Origin of the sequence: Citrobacter sp. Cpa228 (assembly GCF_030333085.1) — a bacterium.
GTDB classification, from domain to species: domain Bacteria; phylum Pseudomonadota; class Gammaproteobacteria; order Enterobacterales; family Enterobacteriaceae; genus Citrobacter; species Citrobacter pasteurii.
Genome location: NZ_JAOWGQ010000036.1, coordinates 12031 through 25708 on the forward strand (window position 1 = coordinate 12031; position 13678 = coordinate 25708).

At 53.6% G+C, this 13678-nt stretch carries 10 protein-coding genes; 5 read left to right on the forward strand and 5 right to left on the reverse strand.

All coding sequences use genetic code 11. The features are described 5' to 3' along the window. Nucleotides 1-35: 35 nt before the first annotated feature. The 4 genes from nrdD to treR all read right to left on the reverse strand — a co-directional run bounded on the left by nrdD (nucleotide 36) and on the right by treR (nucleotide 6807). A complete protein-coding gene (nrdD, locus tag OGX91_RS04415) occupies nucleotides 36-2174 on the reverse strand; it encodes an anaerobic ribonucleoside-triphosphate reductase (protein ID WP_005134198.1) in 2139 nt (712 codons plus the stop codon). Between the two features lie 408 nt (nucleotides 2175-2582). Continuing rightward, nucleotides 2583-4235 carry an alpha,alpha-phosphotrehalase gene (treC, locus tag OGX91_RS04420; protein WP_155021471.1) on the reverse strand — a complete coding sequence of 551 codons (1653 nt, stop codon included), beginning with the start codon at nucleotides 4233-4235 and terminating at the stop codon, nucleotides 2583-2585. A 49-nt stretch (nucleotides 4236-4284) separates the two neighbouring features. Continuing rightward, a complete protein-coding gene (treB, locus tag OGX91_RS04425) occupies nucleotides 4285-5703 on the reverse strand; it encodes a PTS trehalose transporter subunit IIBC (protein ID WP_005134195.1) in 1419 nt (472 codons plus the stop codon). A 156-nt stretch (nucleotides 5704-5859) separates the two neighbouring features. After that, nucleotides 5860-6807 carry a trehalose operon repressor TreR gene (gene treR / locus OGX91_RS04430; protein ID WP_155021472.1) on the reverse strand — a complete coding sequence of 316 codons (948 nt, stop codon included), beginning with the start codon at nucleotides 6805-6807 and terminating at the stop codon, nucleotides 5860-5862. A 191-nt stretch (nucleotides 6808-6998) separates the two neighbouring features. Here treR and mgtL point away from each other — a divergent pair, with 191 nt between their 5' ends. The 5 genes from mgtL to OGX91_RS04450 all read left to right on the forward strand — a co-directional run bounded on the left by mgtL (nucleotide 6999) and on the right by OGX91_RS04450 (nucleotide 13150). Next, the gene (mgtL, locus tag OGX91_RS24080) at nucleotides 6999-7052 is read left to right on the forward strand and encodes a mgtA regulatory leader peptide MgtL (protein ID WP_223237025.1); all 54 of its coding nucleotides are present in this window, start codon (nucleotides 6999-7001) and stop codon (nucleotides 7050-7052) included. Between the two features lie 144 nt (nucleotides 7053-7196). Beyond that, nucleotides 7197-9905 (forward strand): magnesium-translocating P-type ATPase, encoded by a 2709-nt coding sequence (gene mgtA / locus OGX91_RS04435; RefSeq protein ID WP_446715145.1) that lies wholly within the window; start codon nucleotides 7197-7199, stop codon nucleotides 9903-9905. Nucleotides 9906-10283: 378 nt separating this feature from the next. Continuing rightward, a complete protein-coding gene (locus tag OGX91_RS04440; RefSeq protein WP_286625558.1) occupies nucleotides 10284-11261 on the forward strand; it encodes a TRAP transporter substrate-binding protein in 978 nt (325 codons plus the stop codon). Between the two features lie 62 nt (nucleotides 11262-11323). After that, on the forward strand, nucleotides 11324-11833 hold the full coding sequence (locus OGX91_RS04445; protein ID WP_005134187.1) for a TRAP transporter small permease: 510 nt from the start codon (nucleotides 11324-11326) through the stop codon (nucleotides 11831-11833). Nucleotides 11834-11863: 30 nt separating this feature from the next. Further along, on the forward strand, nucleotides 11864-13150 hold the full coding sequence (locus tag OGX91_RS04450) for a TRAP transporter large permease (protein ID WP_005134186.1): 1287 nt from the start codon (nucleotides 11864-11866) through the stop codon (nucleotides 13148-13150). 91 nt (nucleotides 13151-13241) lie between these two features. On the opposite strand, the gene ridA is transcribed toward OGX91_RS04450, so the two are convergent. After that, nucleotides 13242-13628 carry a 2-iminobutanoate/2-iminopropanoate deaminase gene (gene ridA / locus OGX91_RS04455; RefSeq protein ID WP_000047544.1) on the reverse strand — a complete coding sequence of 129 codons (387 nt, stop codon included), beginning with the start codon at nucleotides 13626-13628 and terminating at the stop codon, nucleotides 13242-13244. Nucleotides 13629-13678: the final 50 nt, after the last annotated feature.

The following is a 13678-nucleotide window of genomic DNA, read 5'->3' on the forward strand; positions in this document are numbered from 1 at the left end:
AGCGCAGCGCCACCGGGCATTAACGTGGCAGCGGATTAACCTATCTGCCCATTACCTAAATGCTTAACGCGGCGCTTCACTTCTTCCTGCTTACCGGCGTTAAACGGACGGGCGTCCGGGCTGCCTAAATAACCGCAGACGCGGCGGGTGACCGACACGCGCGCGGCGTCGTGGTTACCACATTTCGGGCAGGTGAAGCCTTTGCTGGTGCATTCGAACTCACCGGTAAAGCCGCACTCGTAGCATTCATCGATTGGCGTGTTGGTCCCGTAATACGGCACGTGCTGGTAGCTGTAATCCCAGACGTCTTCCAGCGCTTTCAGGTTGTGCTGAATATTCGGGTATTCGCCGTAGCAAATGAAGCCTCCGCTTGCCAGCGGCGGGTACGGTGCTTCGAAATCGATCTTGTCGTACGGGTTAACCTTTTTCTCCACGTCGAGGTGGAAGCTGTTGGTGTAGTAACCTTTATCGGTCACTCCTGGCACCACGCCAAATTCGGCGGTATCGAGACGGCAGAAACGGTCGCACAGGTTTTCGCTCGGCGTGCTGTACAGGCTGAAACCGTAGCCGGTCTCGTCTTTCCACTGATCAACAGCCTGACGCAGACGTTCGACAATGGCGATACCTTTGGCGCGCAGCTCTTCGCTGTCATACAGGTGCTTATCACCAAATAGCGCGTTGATGGTCTCGTGAATGCCGATGTAACCCAGCGAGATAGACGCGCGGCCATTTTTAAAGATTTCAGACACATCATCGTCCGCTTTCAGACGCACGCCGCAGGCACCTTCCATATACAGGATTGGCGCAACGCGGGCTTTCACACCTTCCAGACGTGCGATACGGGTCATCAGCGCTTTACGTGCCAGAATCAGACGGTCGTCGAGCAGTTTCCAGAAGGTGGCTTCGTCACCATGGGCTTCCAGCGCGATACGCGGCAGGTTGAGGCTGATAACGCCGAGGTTGTTACGCCCGTCGTGAATCTGTTCGCCGTTCTCGTTTTCCCAGACGCCGAGGAAGCTACGGCAGCCCATTGGGGTTTTGAACGAACCGGTGACTTTCACTACCTGATCGTAGTTCAGGATATCCGGGTACATACGCTTGCTTGCGCATTCCAGCGCCAGCTGTTTGATGTCGTAGTTTGGATCGCCAAACTTGTGGTTCAGGCCGTCGCGAATGGCGAAAACCAGTTTCGGGAAGACGGCTGTTTTACGGTTTTTACCCAGTCCCGCGATGCGGTTACGCAGAATGGATTGCTGGATCAAACGTGATTCCCAGCTGGTCCCCAGGCCAAAACCAAAGGTGACGAATGGCGTCTGACCATTAGCGGTATGCAGGGTATTCACTTCATACTCAAGGGACTGGAATGCGTCGTAGCACTCTTTCTCGGTACGGGAATGCGCATAACCGTCAGCATCCGGGATCTGCCACTCTTCAGCGGTTTTACGGTGTTTATTAAAGCTCTCGGTCACGAATGGCGCGAGGACTTCATCAATACGGTTGATCGTGGTGCCGCCATAAATGTGGCTGGCAACCTGCGCGATAATTTGCGCGGTGACGGCGGTTGCGGTCGAGATGGATTTTGGCGGCTCAATCTCCGCGTTACCCATCTTAAAGCCCTGCGTCAGCATGCCTTTCAGGTCGATCAGCATGCAGTTGAACATTGGGAAGAACGGCGAGTAATCGAGGTCGTGATAGTGAATATCACCACGCTCGTGCGCCTGAACCACATCACGCGGCAGCAGGTGCTGACGCGCATAGTGTTTGGCGACGATACCAGCCAGCAGGTCACGCTGGGTCGGGATTACTTTGCTGTCTTTGTTGGCATTTTCATTCAGCAGAGCAGAGTTGGTTTGCTCAACCAGACCACGAATTTCCTGGTTCAGACGGCCACGTTTTTCACGCTGGATATCACGGTCGTGGCGATATTCGATGTACGCACGGGCGAGTTGTTTGTACGGACCAGACATCAGTTGGTTTTCTACCGCGGTCTGGATCTCGTTGATATCGACCTGGCTGCGCTCATTCATCTGACTGCTAACGACTTCTGCGACGGTGGCACAGTAATCTGCGTCATCGACTCCCGCTGCTTTAGCTGCACGCAGAATGGCTTCTTTGATGCGCTCTGATTTAAACGGCACTTTACAGCCATCTCGTTTCATCACATGCGGTGTCATGATCACTCCATATTTATAAGAACAGGTTATCCACAGAGGTTGGGGAAGCGGCCATGGGTTTATTCATCTATCAGGCCAATGACTTCCCGCAATCCTGACCCACTTTATCCACAATTCCACCGCTAACCGGGGAAATGTCGTTGTAGCAATTGTAGTCGATTAATACAACATATTGGGTCGGCGTGCATTTTAAGTTCTATATGTAGTGATTTGCATCAAGGATGTTTACGATTTATTTGATGTAGCGCAAAGTAAAAATCGGAGCGTACAGATGACGGGCAGTACAGCGATTGTAAATTGTGGGCAGAAAAATCTGATTAATTATTCAACAAAAACAGTAGGGTAAATGCTGTGTCAGCACTGAAGCCCGGCAACGCTACACCTGCCGGGCCTGACGCCAATTGCAAGCTACTTTTGTACCCACCAGACGGCTTCGAAAGGACGTAGCGTCATGTCTGCAGGTTGGCTGGCGACCTCGGCATAGTTGTGCATCAGCACCTGCCAGTTTCCCCCGGTATGGTGCGGCTGCCAGCTCTGGAAGGTATCGCTCAGATTGGCAATGACCAGCAGCCGCTGCCCTTGCCACTCGCGTTGGTAACACCACAGATGCGGGCTGTCCGGTAACAAATCCTGATAGTCGCCCCAGGTGATAACCGGCTCCCTTTTGCGCAGTGCGATCAGTCGCTGATAAGCATAGAACACCGAGTCGGCATCGCTCAGCGCTGCCGCCACGTTGATCTCCGCCGCGTTGTCACACAGATTGATCCATGGCTCGCCCTCGGTAAAGCCCGCGTGTTGGCTGGCATCCCACTGCATCGGCGTGCGGCTGTTATCGCGGGATTTACTGGCGAGGATCGCCAGCAATTCGTTGGCATCTCGCCCCTGACCGTTCAGTTCGGCAAACATATTATGGCTTTCCACATCGCGATAATCGGTAATCTGGCTGAAGTGCGGGTTGGTCATGCCGATCTCTTCACCCTGGTAGATATAGGGCGTGCCCTGCATACCGTGCAGCACCATCGCCAGCATTTTAGCGGCTGGAACGCGGTATTTACCTTCATCGCCAAAACGCGACACGATGCGCGGCTGGTCGTGGTTACACCAGAACAACGCGTTCCAGGCCTGATTATGCATGCCCTGCTGCCAGTGGCGGAACAGGGTTTTCAGCGCCACATAATCCGGTTTGGCTAATGTCCACTTCTCACCGTTGGGGTAATCCACTTTCAGGTGGTGAAAGTTAAAGGTCATCGACAGTTCGCTGCCATCGAGCGCGGCGTACTGCTGGCAGTTTTCCAGCGTGGTGGAAGACATCTCGCCGACCGTCATCAGGCCGCGTGGCGTGAAGACGTCGCGGTTCATCTCGCGCAAAAATTCATGTGCGCGCGGGCCGTCGGTATAAAAACGCCGCCCATCGCCGTCGGGATCGTTCGGGAAGTCCTGATCTTTAGAGATCAGATTCACCACGTCGAGGCGCAATCCGTCCACGCCGCGATCGGCCCAGAACTCGCACACTTTTTTCAGCTCGGCGCGGACCGCCGGGTTCTCCCAGTTCAGGTCTGCCTGCTCCGGAGCAAAGAGGTGCAGATAGTACTGCTCGCTTGCGGCGTGCCAGCCCCAGGCGCTACCGCCAAATTTGGAGCGCCAGTTGTTCGGCGTGCTGTCTGGTGTGCCGTCGCGCCAGAGATAAAACTGACGATACGGACTGTCTTTATCCAGCGCCTCACGAAACCACGCGTGCTGGGTTGAGGTGTGGTTAAACACCATATCGAGAATAATACGGATACCGCGCGCTTTTGCCTGCGCCACCAGTTCGTCAAAATCTTCCAGCGTACCGTAGGCCGGATCGACAGACAGGTAATCCGCGACGTCGTAGCCGTTATCAACCTGCGGCGAAATATAGAACGGCGTCAGCCAGATGGCATCGACGCCCAGCTTTTGCAGATAGTCGAGACGCTGCGTCACGCCGCGTAAATCGCCGGTGCCGCTGCCGGTGGTGTCCTGAAAACTCTTGGGGTAAACCTGATAGATAACGCCGTTTTGCCACCAGTGTGGAATAGTCATGGTTGTTTCCTGGAAATACGCTGGGGCGCAACTGCGCCCCGAAGAAAAGTTAGATGATTTGTAATGTGCCCAGACGATATTTTCTCTGGTAAACAAATGAGGTCAGTACCATTGGGATAACAATCGCAATAGCCATCGCCATACCAAAGACCTGCCAGTAGGTCGGCTGGATGGAGAGGATGCCCGGTAAACCGCCGACGCCAATCCCGTTCGCCAACACACCGTTCAGGCCGCACAGCAGCCCGGCGAGACCGGAACCGATCATCGCGCACAGCATCGGGAAACGGTATTTCAGGTTGATCCCGTACATTGCCGGTTCAGTGACCCCGAGATACGCGGAGATGGCGGCAGGGACTGAGATTTCACGTTCGTTGTGTTTGCGACTGGAGATAATGATGCCCACCACCGCAGAGGCCTGAGCGATATTCGACAGCGCGATCAGCGGCCATACCGGCGTGCCGCCCATGCTCTGGATCATCTGCATGTCGATGGCAAGCGTAGTCTGATGCACGCCGGTGATCACCAGTGGGGCGTACAGGAAGCCGAACAACGCCGCGCCGATCGGGGCAAAACTGCCGGTCAGCAGATGACGAACCGCAAACGCGACGCCGTCGCCGATCATGCGACCAAACGGACCGATGAAGGCGTGCGCGAGGAACACCGCAAGGATCAGCGAGCACACCGGGACGATCACCAGATACAGATAATCCGGCACGATGCGTTTCATCCGCGTTTCAATAAAGCCGAGCGCCAGTCCCGCCAGCAGCGCCGGAATAACCTGTGCCTGGTAGCCCACTTTCTCGATACTGAACAGGCCGAAGTTCCACACTTCCGGCACCTGCTGACCGAGCAAATAGGCGTTCATCAGTTGCGGTGAAACCAGGGTTACGCCCAGCACAATACCGAGGATCGGCGTACCGCCCATTTTTTTCACCGCCGACCAGCAGATCCCGACCGGCAGATAGAAGAAGATCGCTTCGCCAATCAGCCACAGGAAGTCGTAAAGGGTTTTCAGCGAAGGATGCATCTGTGCCAGCGTCTGGCCGTTGCTCATCGGCAGATCGCCGATCACGTTACGGAAACCTAAGATTAAGCCGCCGCTAATCAGCGCGGGCAGCAGCGGGAAGAAGATCTCCGCAAAATGAGAAATCAGCTGTTCGTGCCATTTCATATTCTGCCGTGCCGCTTTTTTCGCCTGCTCTTTGTCGGCGCTGGCTTGTCCAGTCGTCGCCAGCAGCGCTTTGTAGTAATCGCCCACCTCGGTGCCAATCACCACCTGAAATTGCCCGGCGTTGGTGAAGCAGCCTTTGACCATCGGCAACTGTTCGATCTCTTTCGGCCTGGCGTTCGCAGGCTGATTCAGCACAAAACGCAGGCGAGTAATGCAGTGACTCACTGTGGCGATATTGTCGCGCCCGCCTACCAGCTCAATCAGCCGGTCGATGTCTGCTTGTTTTATTTTGCTCATGATGACGTGTGTTCCCCGTAGGCCGGATAAGACGCGTTAGGTCGCCATCCGGCAACTCTCGCGTTGTTGGCGCCAGAGTATATCGTCGATAAAAATTTAAAAATGGGAACGTTCCCGAAACGCAGCGAAGATCACAAATTAACGCTCAGAAAGCAATCAGGAGAGGCTGGAGGGAATAACGATTTGTCGTGGTTCGCTGCGGCCGTTGATCTGCTCGATCAGCTGCGAGGCCGCTTGTCGTCCGGCTTCAGCGTAGCCGGGATCGACGGTGATGATCTCCGGATGGAGGAATTTCATCAGCGGTGTGCTGCCCACGCTCGCCAATTGCAGGTTCTCAATCCGCTGCTCCTGCAGGTATTTACTGACCCCAAGGGCGAGGGTGTCCGTCGCGCAGACTAATGCGGTGGTTTCCGGTGTAATGACATCGGCGGCATGCTCATAGCCCTGCTTCATGGCCAGACCCGGCAGCGCGGCGACAGGGTGCAGTTTGTGTTTCTTGCAGAATGCCTGATAGGCTTCATGGCGGCGCTTGCCGGTGGTCACATCGCTATGGGGAACGCCAAGAAAACTGATCTGGCGGTGTTCACGATCGTACAGACGCTGCATCAGGGTATGAATAGCGCCTTCGTCGTCATAACAGACGGAGGCAAAGCCTTTGGCATCTCTTGCCAGCAGCACCAGAGAGTCCTGCCAGGAGGTGAGCATGGTTTCCGTTACGCCGGTAAAACCAAACAGCACCACGCCATCAATGTTGCGACGTTTGAGCATTCCCAGATGCTCCTCTACCAGCTCGGGCGAAAACTGGCTTTCCATCATGATCGGGTCGTAACCCTGCTCATAAAAGGCGGGAAGCATGGTTTGCACGGCGAGATTTTCCGAAAGCGAGTCCAGACGCGTAACGATAATCGCCACCACCTTGTCGCTTTGTCCGCGCATGGCGCGCGCGGAGCGGGAAGGGGAAAAACCGTGCTGATTCATCACGGCTTCAACGCGTTCGCGGGTGCGTTCGCTCACGCCGCTTTCGTTGTTAAGGACGCGGGAAACGGTTGATTTTCCCACGCCGCTTAAGCGGGCGATGTCTTTAATTGTCAGCCGGTTTTGCATCCTGTTTTCCCGTGTTGCGTGCGAAGTTATGCCAAATAGAGAATAACTTTACTCACGCGCAGTGCAATGGGCAAAGTCTGGTATACGTTTGGTTTAGTTTCCATGGTTTATCATACCGCCATAATTGTCACAAACCTTATGGTTTTCTGCGTATAATCCGCAGCGCAAATCATTCACTTACCGGAGGCTATATGGATCCCGATCCCACCCCTCTCCCGAAATGGAGAAACAACCTTTTCCGGTAAGCCTGTCTTTCACTGTCTTACCGGAACTGTAAGACAGTGACGTTCTGACGCCCCTGTTACGATTTTTAGATTGCCATCAGGCAAGGCTTTGCCACGCCTGAAGGATTTACTGCGCCTGTTGATACTGGTGCAGGGGGACTGCCTATGTTCAAAAATATGACTCGCCAGCTGTTTGCACGGCTGAACCGCCATTTACCGCATCGTCTGGTGCATCGCGATCCGCTACCCAATGCGCAGACCGTCGCCAGCACGCCGATCCCGCCTTCACTGAGCGAACATTGCCTGAAAATGGCGCTGATGGACGAAGAAGCGCTGTGGAAAACGTTCGGCGCGCACCCGGAAGGGTTGAACGCCGCAGAAGTGGAGAGCGCCCGCGAAAAGTATGGCGAAAACCAATTGCCGACGCAAAAGCCGTCGCCATGGTGGGTACATCTGTGGGTCTGCTACCGCAACCCGTTTAATATTCTGCTGACCATCCTCGGTGCGATTTCCTATGCCACCGAGGATCTGTTTGCCGCGGGCGTCATCGCGCTGATGGTCGCTATCTCCACGTTGCTGAATTTTGTGCAGGAGGCGCGTTCCACCAAAGCGGCGGATGCGTTGAAAGCAATGGTCAGCAACACCGCTACGGTGCTGCGCGTCATCAACGAGAAAGGAGAGAACGGCTGGGTTGAGCTGCCAATCGACCAGTTGGTTCCTGGCGATATTATCAAACTGGCGGCAGGGGATATGATCCCAGCCGATCTGCGCGTGGTGCAGGCGCGAGACCTGTTTGTGGCTCAGGCTTCACTGACCGGCGAATCGCTGCCGGTGGAGAAAGTCGCGACCAGCCGCGACCCGCAGCAAAGCAACCCGCTGGAATGCGATACCCTGTGCTTTATGGGTACTAACGTGGTGAGCGGCACGGCGCAGGCCATCGTGATTGCGACCGGAGCTAATACCTGGTTCGGGCAATTGGCGGGCCGCGTCAGTGAGCAGGAAAGCGAGCAGAATGCCTTCCAGAAAGGGATCAGCCGCGTCAGTATGCTGCTGATCCGCTTTATGCTGGTGATGGCGCCGATTGTGCTGATCATCAACGGTTATACCAAAGGTGACTGGTGGGAAGCGGCGCTGTTTGCGCTGTCTGTGGCGGTGGGACTGACCCCGGAAATGCTACCGATGATCGTCACCTCAACGCTGGCGCGTGGGGCGGTGAAGCTGTCAAAACAAAAGGTCATCGTCAAACACCTCGACGCCATCCAGAACTTTGGCGCGATGGATATTCTGTGTACCGATAAAACCGGTACGCTGACGCAAGATAAAATTGTGCTGGAGAATCATACCGATATCTCCGGCAAGCCCAGCGAACATGTCCTGTATTCCGCGTGGCTGAACAGTCATTACCAGACCGGGCTGAAAAACCTGTTGGATACTGCGGTTCTCGAAGGTGTGGATGAAGAATCTGCCCGCCGGCTCTCTACCCGCTGGCAAAAAATCGATGAGATCCCGTTTGATTTCGAACGCCGCCGCATGTCGGTGGTGGTCGCTGAAGAAACCGATGTGCATCAACTGGTATGTAAAGGGGCGTTGCAGGAGATACTCAGCGTGTGTACCCAGGTGCGCCACAATGGTGAGATTGTTCCGTTAGATGACAACATGCTGCGTCGGGTGAAACGCGTTACCGATACGCTGAACCGCCAGGGGCTGCGCGTGGTGGCGGTGGCAACCAAATACCTGCCCGCGCGTGAGGGGGATTACCAGCGTATTGATGAATCCGATCTGATCCTCGAAGGCTATATCGCGTTCCTCGATCCGCCGAAAGAAACGACCGCCCCGGCGCTCAAAGCGCTGAAGGCCAGCGGTATTACGGTGAAAATTCTGACGGGCGATAGCGAGCTGGTGGCGGCGAAAGTGTGTCATGAAGTGGGACTGGATGCGGGCGATGTGGTTATCGGTAGCAGCATTGAGGGGTTAAGCGACGATGAGCTGGCAAAACTGGCTCAGCGCACCACGCTGTTTGCCCGCCTGACGCCAATGCACAAAGAGCGCATTGTGACCCTGCTCAAGCGTGAAGGTCACGTAGTAGGCTTTATGGGCGATGGTATCAACGACGCCCCGGCGCTGCGCGCGGCGGACATTGGTATCTCCGTTGATGGTGCGGTTGATATTGCGCGTGAAGCGGCGGATATCATCCTGTTGGAAAAGAGCCTGATGGTGCTGGAAGAAGGGGTGATCGAAGGACGCCGTACTTTTTCTAACATGCTGAAGTACATTAAAATGACGGCCAGTTCTAACTTCGGTAACGTATTTAGCGTGCTGGTGGCGAGCGCATTTCTGCCGTTCCTGCCGATGTTGCCGCTGCACTTACTGATTCAGAACCTGCTGTACGATGTATCCCAGGTGGCGATTCCGTTTGATAACGTTGACGAAGAGCAGATCAAAAAGCCGCAGCGCTGGAATCCCGCCGAGTTGGGCCGCTTTATGATCTTCTTTGGACCGATCAGTTCGATCTTCGACATTCTGACATTTTGCCTGATGTGGTTCGTTTTCCATGCCAATACGCCAGAACATCAGACGTTGTTCCAGTCGGGCTGGTTCGTGGTGGGCCTGCTGTCGCAAACGCTGATTGTGCATATGATCCGTACCCGTCGCGTGCCGTTCATCCAAAGCCGCGCCGCATGGCCGCTGATGCTGATGACGCTGGTCGTGATGGTGGTGGGTATTGCGTTGCCATTCTCGCCGCTGGCCAGTTACCTGCAATTGCAGGCGCTGCCGCTGAGCTACTTCCCGTGGCTGATTGCGATTCTGGCAGGCTACATGACATTGACCCAATTAGTGAAAGGGTTTTATAGCCGCCGCTACGGCTGGCAGTAATCCTCAACTTCTCTTCTGCAGGATGGTGTTAATACCATCCTGCATTTCTCTTTTTCATTCGAAAGATATTCTCCCGAAATATTGGTGTTTTATTTTTATTGAAATGCTAACGCGGGTTGTTAGTATCAAATCGCCTTCCTTGCGTTGTTTTTTTATCAATAAAACGATCTGCATTGCAAAAATGAAACAGCGTGCTAAAAAATTTAACTGTCTGCGATTTTTTGTGAACGTAGTCATCGAAATAAATTGTTACACCAGTTAGTCTGCGCAGGTAACGTCGTTAAGAAAGTTTCTTGCTGCCCGTTTTTAATTCCGGCAGTCATTTGCTCTGCAAGCTATTCCTGTTAATGGATATTATGAACTTCTGGAGAAGGACAAATGAAACTGACAAAAAACCTGTTAAGTCTGTGTATTGGCGCGTCTGTATTACTGGCGAGTCATGCAACGCTGGCACAAACCTTTCGCGCCGCAGATGTGCATCCGGCTGATTACCCGAACGTTGTTGCCGTGAAACATATGGGGGAAAAACTTAGCGCCGCCACCGAAGGTCGTCTGGAGATTAAAACCTTTCCCGGTGGTGTGTTAGGCGACGAAAAACAGATGATTGAGCAGGCACAATTAGGCGCTATCGATATTATTCGTGTCTCAATGACGCCAGTCGCCGCTATTCTCCCTGAAATTAACGTGTTTACCCTGCCATATATTTTCCGTGATGAAGACCATCTGCATAAGGTTCTCGACGGCATGATTGGTCAGGAAATTGGCGACCGTCTGACGGCAAGTAACAAATCACGCCTGGTGTTTTTGGGCTGGATGGATGCGGGGACGCGTAACCTGATCACTAAAAACCCGGTCGTGAAGCCGGAAGATTTACACGGTATGAAAATTCGTGTTCAGGCCAGTCCAATTGCGCTGGACACCTTAAAAGCGATGGGGGCGAACTCCATTGTGATGGGCGTCAGCGAAGTCTTTAGCGGCATGCAGACCGGGGTTATTGATGGAACGGAAAATAACCCACCGACGTTTGTTGCACACAACTATTTACCGGTCGTTAAAAACTACACCTGGAGCAAACATTTTATTATTCCTGAATTATTTCTTTTCTCGAAAGCGAAATGGGATAAGTTGAAAAAAGAAGATCAGGAGCTCATTATTAAACTCGCCAAAGAAGCACAGGTTGAACAGCGTAAACTGTGGCAAGTCTATAATGAGAAATCGCTGGAAACGATGAAAGCCAACGGCGTTCAGTTCCACGATATTGATACGGACTATTTCTATAAAGCCACGCAGTCAGTGCGGGATAATTACGGTAAAGACCACCAGGATTTGATCAAACGAATTCAGGATGTGAAGTAATTCATCAGGTGGAGGATATCAACCCTCCGCCTGAATCTTTTGATTAATTCGAGGTGATGATTATGGGTGAATGCTATTCATCGGTAATGGATTTTCTTTATCGGGTCTCAATGTGGATTGCCGGTGTGGCATTATTGGTGATGGTTGCCATTATCCCGATTGGGATATTCGCACGTTATGTCCTGAACAATGCCCTGTCATGGCCTGAACCCGTTGCTATTCTCTGCATGGTGACATTCACCTTTATTGGTGCTGCGGTGAGTTATCGCGCAGGCTCACATATCGCAGTGAGTATGGTCACTGACCGCCTGGGCGAAAGCGCCCGTCGTTGCTGCTTTATTGTCGCGGATATCATGCTGGCGGCAATAAGCCTGTTTATCCTCTGGTATGGAACCAATCTATGTCTTGAGCTGTGGAAGCAGTCCGTTGCGGAATTCCCGCTTTTAAGCGCTGGGCAAAACTATCTTCCGCTGCCGATTGGCTCTGCTATCACGCTGCTCTTTATTGTTGAGAAGATCTGCCGTGGCCCGCAGTACCAGCGTCCCGTTGTCATGCTGGGTTCGACCAGCTAATTACCGCCCCCATTTCATTAAGGAAAGCAGATGGATGCATTTATTCTCGTCTTTACGCTTGGCATCATGCTGGCGATTGGGGTACCGGTAGCGTACGCGGTAGGGATTAGCGCCATCATTGGCGCCTGGTACATTGATATCCCACTGGAAGCGGTGATGATCCAACTGACCAGCGGCGTGAACAAGTTCTCTCTGCTGGCGATCCCGTTCTTTATTCTGGCCGGTGCAATCATGGCCGAAGGCGGAATTGCGCGTCGGTTAGTGAATTTTGCCTACATTTTTGTTGGTTTTATTCGCGGAGGTTTGTCACTGGTCAACATTGTGGCATCAACCTTTTTTGGCGCGATCTCAGGATCATCCGTGGCAGACACCGCGTCCATCGGTTCGGTGATGATCCCGGAGATGGATAAAAAAGGCTATCCTCGCGACTTTGCCGCGGCGGTGACCGCCAGCGGTTCGGTACAGGCAATCCTTACGCCGCCCAGCCACAACTCGGTCATTTATTCGCTGGCAACCGGCGGTACGGTATCTATTGCCGCGCTGTTTATCGCCGGGATCCTGCCGGGTCTGCTGTTAAGTTTCAGTCTGATGGTAATGTGCGTCGCGTTTGCGCACAAACGCGGTTACCCAAAAGGGGAACGCGTGCCGTTTCGCCAGGCGCTGAAGATTTTCGTCGATACCTTGTGGGGATTGATGACGGTGGTGATCATCATGGGGGGGATCCTGTCAGGTATCTTTACCGCGACGGAATCAGCGGCAATTGCCTGTCTGTGGGCCTTCTTTGTCACCATGTTTATCTATCGTGACTATAAATGGTCTGAACTGCCGAAACTGATGTTCCGCACGGTGAAAACGGTCACGATCGTCATGATCCTGATAGGCTTTGCCGCTGCGTTCGGCGCCGTCATGACTTATATGCAGTTGCCGATGCGTATCACTGAAGCCTTCACCAGTATTTCGGACAACAAATACGTCATTCTGATGTGCATTAACATCATGCTGTTGCTGATCGGTACGCTGATGGATATGGCGCCGCTGATCCTGATTTTGACGCCGGTTCTGCTGCCGGTGACCAACGCGCTCGGCATTGATCCGGTCCATTTTGGCATGATTATGCTGGTGAACTTAGGGATCGGCCTGATTACGCCGCCGGTAGGGTCGGTGCTGTTTGTTGCCAGTGCGGTGAGTAAGCAGAAAATAGAGCAGGTGGTAAAGGCGATGCTGCCGTTCTACCTTGTGCTGTTCCTGGTGCTGATGCTCGTGACGTACATTCCGGCGATTTCACTGTTCCTGCCGAAACTGTTTGGTGTGCTGTGATACATGCCCGGTGGCGCTCGCGCTTACCGGGCCTGTAAATTACGCTTGCGTAGGCCGGATAAGGCGAAGCCGCCATCCGGCACAAGGAGACTTAGCGACGAACGGCGATCGCTTCAATCTCGATTTTCACGTCTTTCGGCAGACGAGCAACTTCTACGCAAGAACGCGCCGGGAAGGTCGCGTTGTGTTCGGTGAAGAATGCTTCGTAGGTGGCGTTGACGGTAGCGAAATCGTTCAGGTCTTTAACGAAGACGGTCGTTTTTACGATATCGCCCACTTTCAGGCCTGCGGCTTCAACGATAGCTTTTACGTTTTCCAGCGACTGACGTGCCTGAGCGGATACGTCTTCCGCTACGGCACCGGTTTTCGGATCGACCGGAATCTGACCGGAAGTGATTACCATGCTACCCAGGTCAACGCCCTGAACGTATGGGCCGATTGCTGCTGGTGCATTTTCCGTCGCGATAGTCTTGCTCATGATTTCTCCTGAATTACAGCGGTAATAGAATGTTCCCGCTCATTATAGGG